Origin of the sequence: Microbacterium luteolum (genome assembly GCF_039533965.1) — a bacterium.
In the GTDB taxonomy this organism is placed as follows: Bacteria; Actinomycetota; Actinomycetes; order Actinomycetales; family Microbacteriaceae; genus Microbacterium; species Microbacterium luteolum.
On the sequence record NZ_BAAAUN010000001.1, the window covers coordinates 2,552,615 to 2,565,902 of the forward strand.

13 protein-coding genes are annotated in these 13,288 nt (G+C 69.6%); 9 read left to right on the plus strand and 4 right to left on the minus strand.

Going from position 1 to position 13,288, the window contains the following annotated elements; translation table 11 throughout:
* Positions 1 to 7: 7 nt before the first annotated feature.
* Both ABD648_RS12315 and ABD648_RS12320 read left to right on the plus strand, forming a co-directional pair.
* Complete coding sequence (locus tag ABD648_RS12315) at positions 8 to 1,849, plus strand: substrate-binding and vWA domain-containing protein (RefSeq protein WP_282215251.1); 1,842 nt, start codon at positions 8 to 10, stop codon at positions 1,847 to 1,849.
* A 7-nt stretch (positions 1,850 to 1,856) separates the two neighbouring features.
* On the plus strand, positions 1,857 to 2,861 hold the full coding sequence (locus tag ABD648_RS12320; RefSeq protein ID WP_282215252.1) for a hypothetical protein: 1,005 nt from the start codon (positions 1,857 to 1,859) through the stop codon (positions 2,859 to 2,861).
* A gap of 6 nt (positions 2,862 to 2,867) precedes the next feature.
* Here the strand turns inward: ABD648_RS12320 and ABD648_RS12325 are convergent, their stop codons facing one another.
* Positions 2,868 to 3,305: an SRPBCC family protein gene (locus tag ABD648_RS12325; RefSeq protein WP_282215253.1), complete on the minus strand. Its 438-nt coding sequence runs from the start codon at positions 3,303 to 3,305 to the stop codon at positions 2,868 to 2,870.
* Positions 3,306 to 3,473: 168 nt separating this feature from the next.
* Here ABD648_RS12325 and ABD648_RS12330 point away from each other — a divergent pair, with 168 nt between their 5' ends.
* Positions 3,474 to 4,658 (plus strand): zinc-dependent alcohol dehydrogenase, encoded by a 1,185-nt coding sequence (locus ABD648_RS12330; RefSeq protein ID WP_282215254.1) that lies wholly within the window; start codon positions 3,474 to 3,476, stop codon positions 4,656 to 4,658.
* Between the two features lie 78 nt (positions 4,659 to 4,736).
* On the opposite strand, the gene ABD648_RS12335 is transcribed toward ABD648_RS12330, so the two are convergent.
* The 3 genes from ABD648_RS12335 to ABD648_RS12345 form a co-directional block, all read right to left on the minus strand.
* Positions 4,737 to 5,009 (minus strand): hypothetical protein, encoded by a 273-nt coding sequence (locus tag ABD648_RS12335; protein ID WP_282215255.1) that lies wholly within the window; start codon positions 5,007 to 5,009, stop codon positions 4,737 to 4,739.
* Positions 5,006 to 5,212 (minus strand): hypothetical protein, encoded by a 207-nt coding sequence (locus ABD648_RS12340; RefSeq protein ID WP_282215256.1) that lies wholly within the window; start codon positions 5,210 to 5,212, stop codon positions 5,006 to 5,008. The genes ABD648_RS12335 and ABD648_RS12340 overlap by 4 nt, the downstream gene beginning before the upstream one ends.
* A gap of 216 nt (positions 5,213 to 5,428) precedes the next feature.
* Complete coding sequence (locus ABD648_RS12345) at positions 5,429 to 6,391, minus strand: LacI family DNA-binding transcriptional regulator (RefSeq protein ID WP_282215257.1); 963 nt, start codon at positions 6,389 to 6,391, stop codon at positions 5,429 to 5,431.
* Between the two features lie 92 nt (positions 6,392 to 6,483).
* On the opposite strand from ABD648_RS12345, the gene ABD648_RS12350 reads away from it, so the two are divergent.
* The 6 genes from ABD648_RS12350 to ABD648_RS12375 are packed head-to-tail and all read left to right on the plus strand — an operon-like array spanning position 6,484 to position 13,288.
* A complete protein-coding gene (locus tag ABD648_RS12350) occupies positions 6,484 to 7,980 on the plus strand; it encodes a mannitol dehydrogenase family protein (protein ID WP_282215258.1) in 1,497 nt (498 codons plus the stop codon).
* Positions 7,977 to 8,981: an L-idonate 5-dehydrogenase gene (locus ABD648_RS12355; protein ID WP_282215259.1), complete on the plus strand. Its 1,005-nt coding sequence runs from the start codon at positions 7,977 to 7,979 to the stop codon at positions 8,979 to 8,981. The genes ABD648_RS12350 and ABD648_RS12355 overlap by 4 nt, the downstream gene beginning before the upstream one ends.
* 42 nt (positions 8,982 to 9,023) lie before the next feature.
* Complete coding sequence (locus tag ABD648_RS12360; RefSeq protein WP_282215260.1) at positions 9,024 to 10,418, plus strand: MFS transporter; 1,395 nt, start codon at positions 9,024 to 9,026, stop codon at positions 10,416 to 10,418.
* A 59-nt stretch (positions 10,419 to 10,477) separates the two neighbouring features.
* Positions 10,478 to 11,704, plus strand: a complete 1,227-nt coding sequence (gene manD / locus ABD648_RS12365; RefSeq protein WP_282215261.1) for a D-mannonate dehydratase ManD — start codon at positions 10,478 to 10,480, stop codon at positions 11,702 to 11,704.
* Positions 11,694 to 12,338 (plus strand): bifunctional 4-hydroxy-2-oxoglutarate aldolase/2-dehydro-3-deoxy-phosphogluconate aldolase, encoded by a 645-nt coding sequence (locus tag ABD648_RS12370; protein ID WP_282215262.1) that lies wholly within the window; start codon positions 11,694 to 11,696, stop codon positions 12,336 to 12,338. The genes manD and ABD648_RS12370 overlap by 11 nt, the downstream gene beginning before the upstream one ends.
* Complete coding sequence (locus tag ABD648_RS12375; protein ID WP_282215263.1) at positions 12,335 to 13,288, plus strand: sugar kinase; 954 nt, start codon at positions 12,335 to 12,337, stop codon at positions 13,286 to 13,288. Before ABD648_RS12370 ends, ABD648_RS12375 begins: the two co-directional genes overlap by 4 nt.

Below are 13,288 nucleotides of genomic sequence, written 5' to 3' on the forward strand. Positions count from 1 at the left end.
TAGGCGCATGAGCGCGCCTCGCATCGCCCCACGGTCCATCGCCCGGCGGACGACCGCCGCCCTCGCCGCCACGGCGATCGCGGCACTCGTGCTGGCGGCGTGCACCGGCGGCGGCGAAGAGGGCACGACGACGGACGGGAGCCAGGGCTTCCCCGACGACGGGTGCACGCACATCACCATCGCGACCTCGTCGGAGAAGGTGAACATGCTCGACGAGCTGGCCGCCGCCTTCAAGGACTCCCCCGAACACGAAGGACTCGACACCTGCGCCACCGTGCGGCCGACGAACGTCTCGTCGGGGAACGCGGCCCGCTACCTCACCGCCGGAGACGACTGGCCGAGCGACGACCGCGCCCTGTGGCCCACCCTCTGGTCCCCCGCCTCCACCGTCTGGACCGACCGCGTGGCGGCCGCCGCGTCGCAGAGTCTCGTCGGGGAGCCCGCCTCGTTCACGCGCACGCCCGTCGTGTTCGGGATGCCGGAGCCGATGGCGAAGGCGCTCGGCTACCCCGAGAAGCCGATCAGCATCACCGACCTCGAGGGCCTCTGCCAGGACCCGAACGGCTGGGGCAGCGTCGGCAAGGACATCTGGGGAGCCTTCAAGATCTCGAAGACGAACCCGAACACCTCGACGACCGGCCTCTCCACCATCCTCATGCAGTCGTACGAGGCCTCGGGCAAGGCCGAAGGCCTCACCTCCGCAGACGTGGATGCCGCGGCCGACTTCTCGCGCGTGTTCGAGGAGTGCGTGATCCACTACGGCGACACGACGGGCAACGTGCTCTCGACCCTGTACGACGAGACGCAGAACGGTGCGAACGGCTCGGCCTACGTCTCGGCGGTGGCGCTCGAGGAGACGTCGCTGCTGAACTACAACCAGGGCAACCCCGACTCGCACACGGTGCAGCCGGGCGAGACGCTGACCCCGCCCAAGACCAAGCTCGTCGCGGTGTATCCCTCCGGTGGGTCGATGTGGTCGGACAACCCGGTCACGGTCCTCGGGGCCGACTGGGTCACGGCCGAGCAGCGCACGGCCGGCGAGGCATTCGCGGAGTTCCTGCAGTCCACGCCCGCGCAGAAGCTCTTGCCCGAGTACGGGTTCCGCCCGCTCGACGAGTCTGTGCCGCTCGGCGACCTGTTCAGCGCGAAGTTCGGCGTGGACCCGGCGCAGCCCGCCGTCACGCTGCCGAAGCCCGAGGTCGATGTCATCTCCACCGCGATCGACCAGTGGACGCAGGTGCGCAAGCCCTCGTCGGTGCTCGAGCTCATCGACATCTCCGGTTCCATGGATGACCCGATCGGCGATGGCCGCTCCCGGCTCGACGGCGCGATCGAGGGCGCGCAGACGACGCTCGGTCACTTCCGCTCCTCCGACGAGGTCGGCGTCTGGGCCTTCACGACCGGCATCTCCTCCGACGAGGGCGACGGCATCCAGGTGCTGCGCGACGTCACGGCGCTCGGGTCCGACGGCGAGAAGCTCGACTCGTCGCTCGACGACCTGCGTTACGCGCAGCGCAACGGCACGCCGCTGTACGACGCGGTCCTCACGGCATACGAGGCGATGAGCGAGCGCGCGGAGCCCGGTCGCATCAACGCGATCGTCGTGCTCTCCGACGGAGACGACACCGACTCCACGACCTCTCTCGACTCGCTCATCGCGAAGATCGGCAAGAGCTCGAAGGAGGGCGGCGACGACGCCCCCGTGCGCATCTTCACGATCGCGTACGGCGAGGGGGCCGACCCCACGGCGCTGCAGCGCATCGCGGACGCCACCGGCGGCCAGATGTTCGACGCCTCCGACGCCGAGCGCATCGACCTCGTCTTCGCCTCCGTGATCAACAACTTCTGAGGTGGAGATGTACATCGCTTCCGCGTCCGGCAACCCCTGGGTGGACGACGCCGTCGCGGGGCTCGACGCCGAGAATGTCTACGTCGATCCGAGCGTTCCCGGAGCCGAATCACTGAAAGCGCAGCTGCTGGAGGTCGTGCCGGGCGACGGCTCGATCGCGATCGTCGTCCTGCCCGCGCAGGCCGACGACAGCGACGAGTATGCCGGCCAGGTTCGCACAGATATCGCGAAGGGTTCTGATCAGCCGACCCTCGTTCTCGCCATCGGCGACGACGTACAGGCGATCTCGTCGGTGATCGACAGCACCGAGGCCTTGCGCATCGCCAACGAGAGCGAGAGCGCGGCGGGCGGCGACACCCAGACGGCACTCGTCGAGACGGTGCAGCAGATCGCCGCGGAGACCCCGTCATCTCCCGGGGGTTCGGTCGGCGGGGGCGCGGACTTCCTCCTGCCGGTCGTGATCGGCGGCGTGGTGATCGTCGCGGGCATCGGCACCGCGATCGGCCTGATCGCCCGGCGCCGCAGGAAGCCCGCGGCGAGCGCGGACCCGGTGCCGGCCGGCATCCGTCTGCGGGTGAACCGTCTGCGGGAACTGCGCGCGGACTACGCCGCCCTTCCCGGCAACCCGGTCGCGGCCGAGACGGCCGTCGGGATCGACTCCCTCGCCTCGCACGTCGAGCAGCTGTTCGTGCGCCTCGACGCGAAGGCCGGCGAGGACCAGAGCGTGCTGGCCGAGGCGGAGTACTCCGACAAGCTCGCCCGACTGGTGGCCGCGCTAGACCGCGACTACCTTCTCGATCTGCTCACGCGTCCCGATCTCTGGGATGCGCCGGACGAGCGCGTCGGTGAGGTGCGCGAGGCGCTCTCGGCCGTCACGACGCAGATCGTCGACAACATCAAGCAGGTGAACGCCCGCAAAGGTCTGCTGTTCCAGGTGTCTCTGGATTCGCTGATCGGACGCTCCGAGCTGCGCGACTGGGAGCGGCAGTTCAAGAAGAGCGCCGGCGAGTAACCGGGGTCAGCCGGCCTTCCCCTCGGCCAGGTACGCGAGTCGCTGCAGCGTCTCGGCGTTGCGCCAGCGCAGCATCGGCGTCGTGAGAAAACGCGGGACGACCGTGGCCGGGCCCTTCACCGGGTCCTCGTCGATGCGCACCAGGCAGCCGGAGCTGAGCGTCCGTACGCGGATCGTGACCTCCGCCTCCCCGACCGGCCAGCCGCGGGCGCGGAGCACCGCGCGGTGGGGCGGATCCCACTCCTTCATCTGCGTGGTGTCGTCGAGCAGGGCGGGCCAGACCCCGAACGAGTGATGGAGCTCGGCCCCGGGGCTCGGCCATGCCTCGTCGACATCCCGCATGCGAGAGGCGCCGACCACCCATGCCGGGTAGAGCCAGCCGTTTCCGAGCACGCGGAACACGTCGTCGGGTGTGCAGTCCATCGCGCGAGTGTTGGTCGCCATCCTGTCTCCGTTCCGCCCTCATCGTGCGGCCCTGCGAGCACGTGCGGCGAGGTGCTTGACAAGCGGGCGGACGGTCTCGCTCGTCGGGCGCCGGCCGTCTTGTCAACCCGCTGTTCGATTCCGTCGCCAGCGGGGAATGTGGCAGGGCGGGACGAGATGGAGGAAACGATGAAGGCGTTGACCTGGCAGAAGAAGCGCACGGTGACGGTCGAGGAGGTCCCCGACCCCGTGATCCGTGAGCCGGAGGACGCGATCATCCGGGTGACGTCCTCGGCGATCTGCGGCTCGGACCTGCACCTGTACGAGCTGCTCGGACCGTTCATCGACCGTGGCGACATCCTCGGCCATGAGCCGATGGGCGTCGTCGTCGAGGTCGGCTCGGCGGTGACGAAGCTCCGCGTCGGCGACCGGGTGGTCATCCCCTTCAACATCTCCTGCGGCGAGTGCTTCCTGTGCCGCCGGGGCCTGCAGTCGCAGTGCGAGACGACGCAGGTGCGCGAATACGGCAGCGGCGCGGCCCTGTTCGGATACACGAAGCTCTACGGTCAGGTTCCCGGCGGGCAGGCGGAGTACCTGCGGGTCCCCCTTGCCGACTACAACCACATTCCGGTGGGGCCGGATCTGCCGGACGAGCGGTACCTCTTCCTCAGCGACATCCTTCCGACCGCGTGGCAGGGCGTCGAGTACGCCCAGGTCCCTGAGGGCGGGACGCTCACCGTGATGGGGCTGGGGCCGGTCGGTCAGTTCGTCTCCCGCATCGGGCGCCTCCGCGGGTATCGCGTGCTCGCGGTCGATCCGGTCCTCGAGCGACGCGAGATGGCGGAGCGGCACGGCATCGAGACCTTCGACCTGACCGACACGATCGTGGAGGAGCTGCGAGACCTCACGGAGGGGCGCGGCGCGGATTCGGTGGTGGATGCCGTGGGCCTCGAGGCGCATGGCAACGGCGGGGTGGCCTTCATGCAGAGAGCAGTCGGGCTGCTCCCTGACGCGGCGGCGCGCCAGGTGCTCGACAAGGCCGGGATCGACCGACTCGCGGCTGTGTACGCCTCGATCGACGCCGTGCGGCGAGGGGGCACCGTGTCGCTCAGTGGCGTCTACGCCGGTGATGCCGACATCATGCCCATGAAGACCCTCTTCGACAAGCAGATCACCCTGCGCATGGGCCAGTGCAACGTGAAGCGCTGGGTCGACGACCTGCTGCCGCTCGTCGAAGACGTCTCCGATCCGCTCGGGGTGATGGACCTCACGACGCATCATGCGCCGCTTGAAGATGCTCCCGCGCTCTACAGCACCTTCAGGAAGAAGGAGGACGGCTGCATCAAGGTCGTCCTGCATCCGTCGACCGCGTAGTCGACGCCCACAGACATGCGAGGTCGGGGAGACGCGCCACGGAGGGTGTGACGGGCTCCTCCCCGGCCTCGCAGCAGTTCAGTCGCCCGACTCACCCGGGCGGTTGCCCACGCCGGGCTCGTCGTTGTGCTCGGAGTCGTAGGAGCGGGCCTCCTTCGTAGCCGCTTCCTCCGTGGCGTCGTCGACGCCCACGGCATCCGCGGCACCCGAGTCGGCCCCGCCGCCTCCGGCCGGGGTCTCACCGACGTAGAGGAGTTCACCGGAACCTTCGCCCTCGCGCGCCTGGAGATGTTCCGTGATGCGCGCCTGCGCGTCGGACTCTGCGGGCGACGCGGCGTTCGAGCCGCTCATTCGGACGTCCGCAGGTCGGTGGGAGCGTCGCCGCTGTGCGGACCGCCCTCGTCCTCGGCGGCGAGATCGCCCTGACCGTCTTCGCCGAGCTCGGCCTCGAGGGGTTCGTCGCCCTGCGTCTCCGGCTGCTCGACGTCGGTCGGGAAGACGAAGGCACCGTCGACCGGGTCCATGCTGTTGATGAGTCCTTCGGGGTTCGACATCGTGCTCTCCTCTGGTTGGGAACTCCAGCATCGAACGGATGCCGCGCCGAGGGAGGTCCGTTGACACGGGGCGGCACCGGGGGTAGCGAGCGGGGTCGCGGCCACTGTGCAGGCTCAGATCACAGTTGCAGGTCGGATCGGGCCGATTCGACCTGCATCCGTCTTTGTCGCCTGCAGATGGCGCTGGGACTGGGCGGAGCGCGGAGAAAGGCTCCGCTAGGCGCGCGGGGCCGCCGTCGACGCGCGCACGATGAGCTGCGAGCCGAGCGTGACGACGTCGCTGATCGCGGAACCCGACATCGCCTGAAGGAGGAGATCGACCGCCAGCTCGCCGCTGCGAGCGATCGGCATCCGCACGGTGGTGAGGCCAGGCGTCACCGCGCCGGCGAGGTCGATGTCGTCGATGCCGACGATGCTGATGTCGGCGGGGCACCGGCGACCGAGCTCGATCATCCCCGCCTCGAGGCCGAGCGCGACGAGGTCGTTGTACGCGACGACGGCCGTGGCGCCGCTCGCCGCGGCGGGTGCTGCGGCGGCACGCCCACCCTGGATGGACGCGGCGTGATGACTCAGCGGGGTGAGCCGGATGCCGTGCCGCTCGCACGCCCTCGCGATGGTGTCTGCTCGGCGTACGTCGGCCCAGGATCCGCGCGGACCCGCGGCGTAGGCGATGTGCGTGTGGCCGAGCGCCACGAGGTGCTCGATCGCCTGCGTCGGGCCGTGCTCCGTGTCCATGAGCACGCAGGAGGCGCCGTCGATCTGCCGGTTGATGACCACGTAGGGAGTCGTCCCGACCAGTGAGAGAACATCGGCATCCGGAAGGCGGGGCGAGCACAGCAGCATGCCGTCGAGCTTGCGGGCCTGCTCGATCTGCTCACGCTCCCGGCGCAGATCCTCATCCGCGTCGAAGAGCACGATACGGTGCCGCCCATGCCAGGCCTGCCCCTGGATCGCCTTGAGAAGTGTGGCGTAGACGGGGTTGGCGACATCGGGTACCACCACGCCGAGAGTGCGGGTGGCCGTGGCCGACTGCGGTGTCGCGTACCCGAGATCGGTCGCCGCGCGAAGCACCCGCTCCAACGTGCCGTGCGCCAGTCGATCGGGTTCACCGAAGGCGCGAGATGCCGTCGCGATCGACACTCCCGCGTGCTTGGCCACATCCGTCAACGTCGCTGCCACGATCGCCTTTCCCTCGTCCCGTCATCCTATGATCATGCATCCCCAGGTGAAACGGGTTGACAAGTTTGTACAAACCATTCACACTGTTTTACATGACGATCATCGCCGATCACCCCCGGCCCGAGCGCGCAGGGATCCTGCACCTCGGTCTCGGCAGCTTCCACCGGGCGCACCAGGCCGTCTACACCGCCGCCGCTCTGCCGGCCGCGGGCGGCGACTGGGGCATCGTCGGCGTCGCCTCGCGTTCTCGCATGGTCGTCGACGCGATGCACGCGCAGAACCTCTTGTACTCGGTCGCCACCATCTCGCCCGACAGCACCTCGCTGACCATCCCCGGCGTGCACACCGACGCCTTCGTCGGCGCCGAGCAGCCCGAGCGCGTCGTGTCGCAGATCGCCGACTCCGGCATCCGCATCGTCACCCTCACGGTGACCGAGAACGGCTACAGCTACTCCGCCGCGACCCAGCACCTCGACCTCGATGACGCCACCGTGCGCGCCGACCTCGGCGGCGGAGCCCCGCGTTCCACGATCGGACAGCTCGCTCGCGGCCTGCAGGCGCGCGCATCGGCCGGCGGCGCCCCGATCTCCGTGCTCAGCTGCGACAACCTCTCCGCGAACGGCGCCCACACCGAGAAGCTCGTCCGCGAGTTCCTGCAGGCGCTCCCGCAGGGCGAAGGCGCGGACGCGCTCACCTACCTCGACCAGGCGGTCACCTTCCCCTCCAGCATGGTCGACCGCATCGTGCCGTCGACGACGCCCGAGCTGCGGGCCCGCGTCAGCACCCTCCTCGGTGCGCGCGACGAGATCCCGGTGCCGGCAGAGCCGTTCACGATGTGGGCCATCGAAGACCGCTTCGCCGGCGGACGCCCCGCCTGGGAAGCCGGCGGAGCCGTGTTCACGACCGAGGTCGGTCGGTACGAGCAGATGAAGGTGCGGCTGCTCAACGGCACGCACTCGCTCATCGCCTACCTCGGAGCCCTCCACGGGGTCGCGACGATCCCCGAGGCGATCGGTCTCGACGACATCGCCCGCGCCGCGCTCTCCATTCTCCGCAGCGAGTACGAGCCGTCGATCGAGGTACCGTCCGGGGTCGACATCCGCGCCTACGAGACCGAGCTCTTCGAGCGCTGGGGCAACAGCGCACTCGGCCACCGCACCACCCAGGTCGGGACCGACGGCTCGGTCAAGCTGCGCCAGCGCATCCCCGAGCCGGCCCTGCAGGCCCTCGATCGCGGCGAGATGCCGCATCTGATCGCCCTCACGGTCGCCGGCTACCTCTCCTGCATCGCTCCGCTTCCCGGTTTCGATCCCGGCGCGCATGCGGCGGCGATGACGGATGCCGCGCGCGAGCGCCTCGGTGCACTCGCGGCCACCGCCCGCACCGGTCGCGAACTCGCCGAGCGCGTGATCGCCGAACTCCAGCTCTTCGGCGACGGGCTCGCCGAGCAGGACGCCTTCATCGCCCGCGTCGGCGAGCTGATCGATACGATCCAGCGTCAGGGCGTCGGCTCGGCCATCGCCGATGCCGTCTCGGCATCCCGGACCAGCGCATCATCACCCACCATCGCGAAGGAGATGCAGCCATGAAGGCTCTCGCCATCCACGGCAAGGAAGACATCCGCTGGGAGGACCGCGAGGTCCCGGCGCCCGGTGACGGCGAGGTGCGCCTCCGGGTGAACTACGTCGGCATCTGCGGATCCGACCTGCACTACTACTTCCACGGCGCGAACGGCGAGTACACGATCCGCGAGCCGCTGACCCCCGGGCACGAGCTGTCGGGCGTGGTCGACCTCGACCCCTCCGGCCGCCTGGCGTCCGGTACCCCGGTGACCGTGCACCCCGCTCGCTACGGCCCCAGCATCCCCGGACTCGAGGACCGCCCGCACCTGCGCCCCGGCGGCGACTACTTCGGCAGCGCGGCGGCGAACCCGCACCGTCAGGGCGGAGCATCCGAGTTCCTGATCGTCGAGGAGCAGATGGTCCGTGTGCTCCCGGAGAATCTGCCCCTCGAGCGGGCAGCCCTCGCGGAGCCGCTGGCCGTCGCGATCCACGCCGTGAGCCTGGCGGATGGCGTCGCGGGGAAGCGCGTGCTCGTGATCGGCGCCGGGCCCATCGGCCTCCTGGTCGTCGCGGCCGCCGTGCACGCGGGAGCCGGGGTCGTCGGCGCGAGCGACGTGCGCACCGAACCGCTCGAGCGCGCTCAGGCGCTCGGCGCGACCGAGGTCTCCCTCGTCGGCCGCGACACGATCGACGACGAGTCGTACGACGTCGTGTTCGAGTGCTCCGGCGTGGGCGTGGCGCTGACGCAGGCCGTGCGGGCCGCGCGTCGCGCCGGGACGATCGTCCAGGTCGGCATGCTCCCGAACGCCGACATCGGAGTGAACCTCGCGCCGATGCTCGCGAAGGAGCTGACGATCCGCGGCGCCTTCCGCTTCTCCACCGAGATCGACGACGCGGTCCGCATGCTGGCCGAATCGGATGCGCTCGACTCCGTCGTCTCACACGTCATCCCGGCATCCGACGCCGTCCAGGCGTTCGAGCTCGCTCGCGACTCGTCCGCCTCGGCGAAGGTCCTGCTCTCCCTCTAGCGATACCCCCCACCCTGTTCCTGGTCCGAAGGAGTACCTCCCATGTCCGAACCGCAGACGACGGCTCAGGCCGTCGACGATCCCGCCGCGAAGAGGTCGGTCCGCGACCTCGTGCGCGCCGCCATCTCCGGATGGCTCGGCACCGCCCTCGAGTTCATGGACTACCAGCTCTACTCGCTGGCCGCCGCACTCGTCTTCGCCGATCTGTTCTTCTCGGCGGAGGACCCGGCCATCGCCGTCGTCGCCGCCATGGCGACCTACGGCGTCGGCTACGTCGCCCGCCCGGTCGGTGCGTTCTTCTTCGCCCGCCTCGGTGACAAGACCGGCCGCACGAAGGTGCTGTTCTACACGATCCTCCTGATGGGGCTCGCGACCACTCTCATCGGCTTCCTGCCGACGTACAACCAGGTGGGCGTCCTCGCGCCGATCCTGCTCGTCCTGCTCCGCATCGCGCAGGGCTTCGGCGCCGGTGCGGAGATCTCCGGTGCCGGCGTCATGCTCGCCGAGTACGCACCGGCGAAGCGCCGCGGCATCATCGCCTCGCTCGTCGCGCTCGGCACCAACTGCGGGACCCTGCTCGCCTCCGGCATCTGGGCGATCCTCCTCGTCGCGTACAGCGAGCAGGAAGTCATCGCCTGGGCATGGCGCATCCCCTTCATCGGCAGCGCGATCATCATGCTCTTCGCGATCTGGGTGCGCTTCAACCTCAAGGAGACCCCGGTCTTCGAGGAACGCGACGACGTCGTCGACGGCAAGGCCCTCTCCAAGGCGGAGACCATCCAGCTCGCCACCGAGACCGGCGACGTGCGCACGCTCGAAGCGATGGAGCGCAAGCCCTGGAAGGCGTTCTCGATCGCGCTGCTGCTGCGCTTCGGCCAGGCGGGCAACTCCGGCATGATCCAGACCTACCTGATCAGCTACATCACCGTCGTGCTGCTGCTCGACCGCTCGATCGGCGTCAACGCCGTCATCGTCTCGTCGCTCGTCGCCTTCATCACCGTTCCGCTCTCCGGCTGGCTCGGTGACAAGTTCGGCCGCAAGCGCATGTACATGATCTGGGCGGTCATCGCGCTCATCATCATCATCCCGACGATGCTCATGATCAGCAGCGGCGTCACGGTGCAGGTCTTCATCGGCTACGTCGTGCTGCACAACCTCGCGGTGATGAGCTTCGCGTCGCTCGAGAACCTCACGCTGCCCGAGCTCTTCGGCTCCCGCAACCGCTACACCTTCACGGCCATGGCTCGCGAGATCGCCGCCATCATCGCCACCGGTGCAGGCCCGGTCATCGCCGCCGCCTGGGTCTCGGCCGTCACCGGCTCGTTCATCCCGATCATCATCATGCTCTTCATCTTCACGCTGAGCGCTCTCATCGCGTCGATCTGGATGCCGGAGGTCGCCGGTCGCGATCTCACCGATCCGCGCGACGCGATCTGACCACCGACCCGGGGTGCGGCTGCCCGAACAGCCGCACCCCCTTCTCTTGAGGAACCGACATGACCATCGAGCTCGTCGACGTCAACATCACCAGCCCCGGCCGCAACTTCGTGACGCTGAAGATCACGACCGCCGACGGCATCGTGGGCCTGGGGGATGCCACCCTGAACGGCCGCGAGCTCGCTGTCGCCTCCTACCTCTCCGACCACGTCGCCTCGATGCTGATCGGTCGCGACGAGGACCGCATCGAAGACACCTGGCAGTACCTCTACCGCGGACCGTACTGGCGCCGCGGTCCCGTCACGATGGCAGCGATCGCCGCCGTCGACATGGCGCTGTGGGACATCAAGGCCAAGAAGGCCGGGATGCCGCTGTACCAGCTGCTCGGCGGCGCGAGCCGCGAGGGCGTGCGCGTGTACGCCCACGCCTCCGGCACCGACTACGCCGCGCTGAAGAACGCGATCACCGGCTACGAGGAACTCGGCTACACCGCGGTGCGCGTGCAGACCGGAGTGCCCGGTCTCGGCCAGATCTATGGCGTCTCGTCGACGGGCCCCGGCGTGCGCTACGACTACGAGCCCGCCAAGCGATCCGGCGATCGTCCGAGTGAAGAGACCTGGGACACCCGCAACTACCTGCACCACATGCCGGGGATCTTCTCGCAGATCCGCGAGGACTTCGGCACCGACCTGCGGATCCTGCACGACGGCCATCACCGCATGTCGCCGATCGAGGCCGCCCGCTTCGCGAAGGACATCGAGCCCTACGACCTCTTCTGGCTCGAGGACTGCACGCCCGGCGAGGACCAGACCGCGCTGCGACTGGTGCGCCAGCACTCCACGACGCCGCTCGCGATCGGCGAGGTGTTCAACTCGGTGTACGACTACCAGACGCTCATCACCGAGCGCCTGATCGACTACGTGCGCTCGGCCGTCACCCACACCGGTGGCATCACGGCCATGAAGAAGCTGCTCGACTTCGCCGCGATCTACGGCATCAAGTCCGGCATCCACGGGCCGACCGACATCTCGCCGGTCGGCATGGCCGCGGCCCTGCACCTCGACCTCGCGATCCACAACTTCGGCATCCAGGAGTACATGCCGCACAACGAGCAGACCCTCGAGGTGTTCCAGACCTCGTTCACGTTCGACAGGGGCTTCCTGCATCCGGGCGACAAGCCGGGGCTGGGCGTCGACCTCGACGAGGATGCCGCCGCCGGACACGATTACACCAAGGCGTATCTGCCGGTGAACCGTCTGCTCGACGGCACGGTCCATGACTGGTGAGGTCGGCCGGGTCGCCCTGCCGCAGCACACGGTCGACTCGCGGCTCGTCGTCGTCGCCCGGGCTCAGCGCGCCGAGGACTACGACGCCGTTCTCGCCGTGCTGATCGATGCCGGCATCCGCAGCGTCGAGTTGACGCTCACCACTCCGGGCACGTTCGACCGGTTGCCGCATCTGCTCGCGCAGTACGGCGCCGTCGCCGACCTCGGCATCGGCACGGTGACGAGCGCGATCGATCTCGCCAGAGCGGCCGACGCCGGCGCGAGCTACCTCGTGACGCCGATCACCTCGCCCGCGTTCGTGGCGCAGGCGACGGATGCCGGTGTGCCGATCGTTCCCGGCGGCCTGACCCCGACCGAGCTGTACGCCTCGTGGTCGGCGGGAGCATCCGCCGTGAAGATCTTCCCCGCCGGACAGGTCGGACCCGGATACCTGAAGGACCTGCGCGGGCCGTTCCCGGATCTGGTCGCGGTGCCCTCGGGTGGCGTCGACCTCGACGGCGCGTCGGCATGGCTGGCCGCCGGCGCGCTCGCGGTGAGCGTCGGTGGGCCGCTGCTCGGCGACGCCTTCGCGGGCGGCGACCTGGTGGCGCTGCGTGACCGGGCCCAGGCGTTCGTCGAGGTGTGCGCGCGGTGAGTGCTCCCGCCGTCGTCACGCTCGGCGAGACCATGGCGCTCGTGCGCACGACCGAGATCGGATCGCTGCGCCACGCCCACGGGATGGCGCTCGGCATCGGCGGGGCGGAGACGAACGTCGCGATCGGACTGGCCCGCCTCGGTGTCGCCGTATCGTGGCTCGGACGCGTCGGCGACGATTCACTCGGCGAGCGCGTCGCGCGCGAGATCCGCGCCGAGAGCGTGCAGGTGCGCGCCGTGGTGGATGCGGATGCTCCGACCGGCCTCATGGTGAAGGAGCGGCCTTCCGCCGCATCCACCGCCGTGCACTACTACCGGGCGGGGTCGGCGGGGTCCCGCGTCTCGGTCTCGGACCTTCCCGACGGCTGGATCGAGGAGGCGTCGCTGCTGCACGTCACCGGGATCACGCCGCTGCTCTCGTCGACGGCCCGTTCCGCGGTGCTCGCCGCCGTTGAACGCGCTCGCGAGGCCGGGGTGACGGTGAGCTTCGACATCAACTACCGCTCGGCGCTGACTCCTGCGGCCGTCGCCGGGCCGGTGCTGCGCGAGGTCGCCGAGCGTGCGGACATCGTGTTCGGCGGCGAGAACGAGTTCACGATCCTCTACCCCGACACGTCGGCCGCCGAGGCCGCTGCGCTGCTGCGGGATGCCGGCTGCGCGACGACCGTCCTGAAACAGGGCCCGTCCGGCGCGACGGTGTTCGTCGGCGATACGGTGGTCGCGGCATCCGGCTTCCTGATCGACGCGATCGACACGGTCGGCGCCGGGGACGCGTTCGTCGCCGGCTACCTGAGCGCCCTGCTCGAGGGTCTCGACATCGCCGCGGCGCTGCATCGCGCGAACGCCTGCGGCGCGATGGCCTGCCTCACTCCCGGCGATTGGGAGGCAGCGCCGACGCGGCGCGACCTGGCTCGCTTCCTCGACGGCGACGCGGACCCGGTCCGGCGCTGA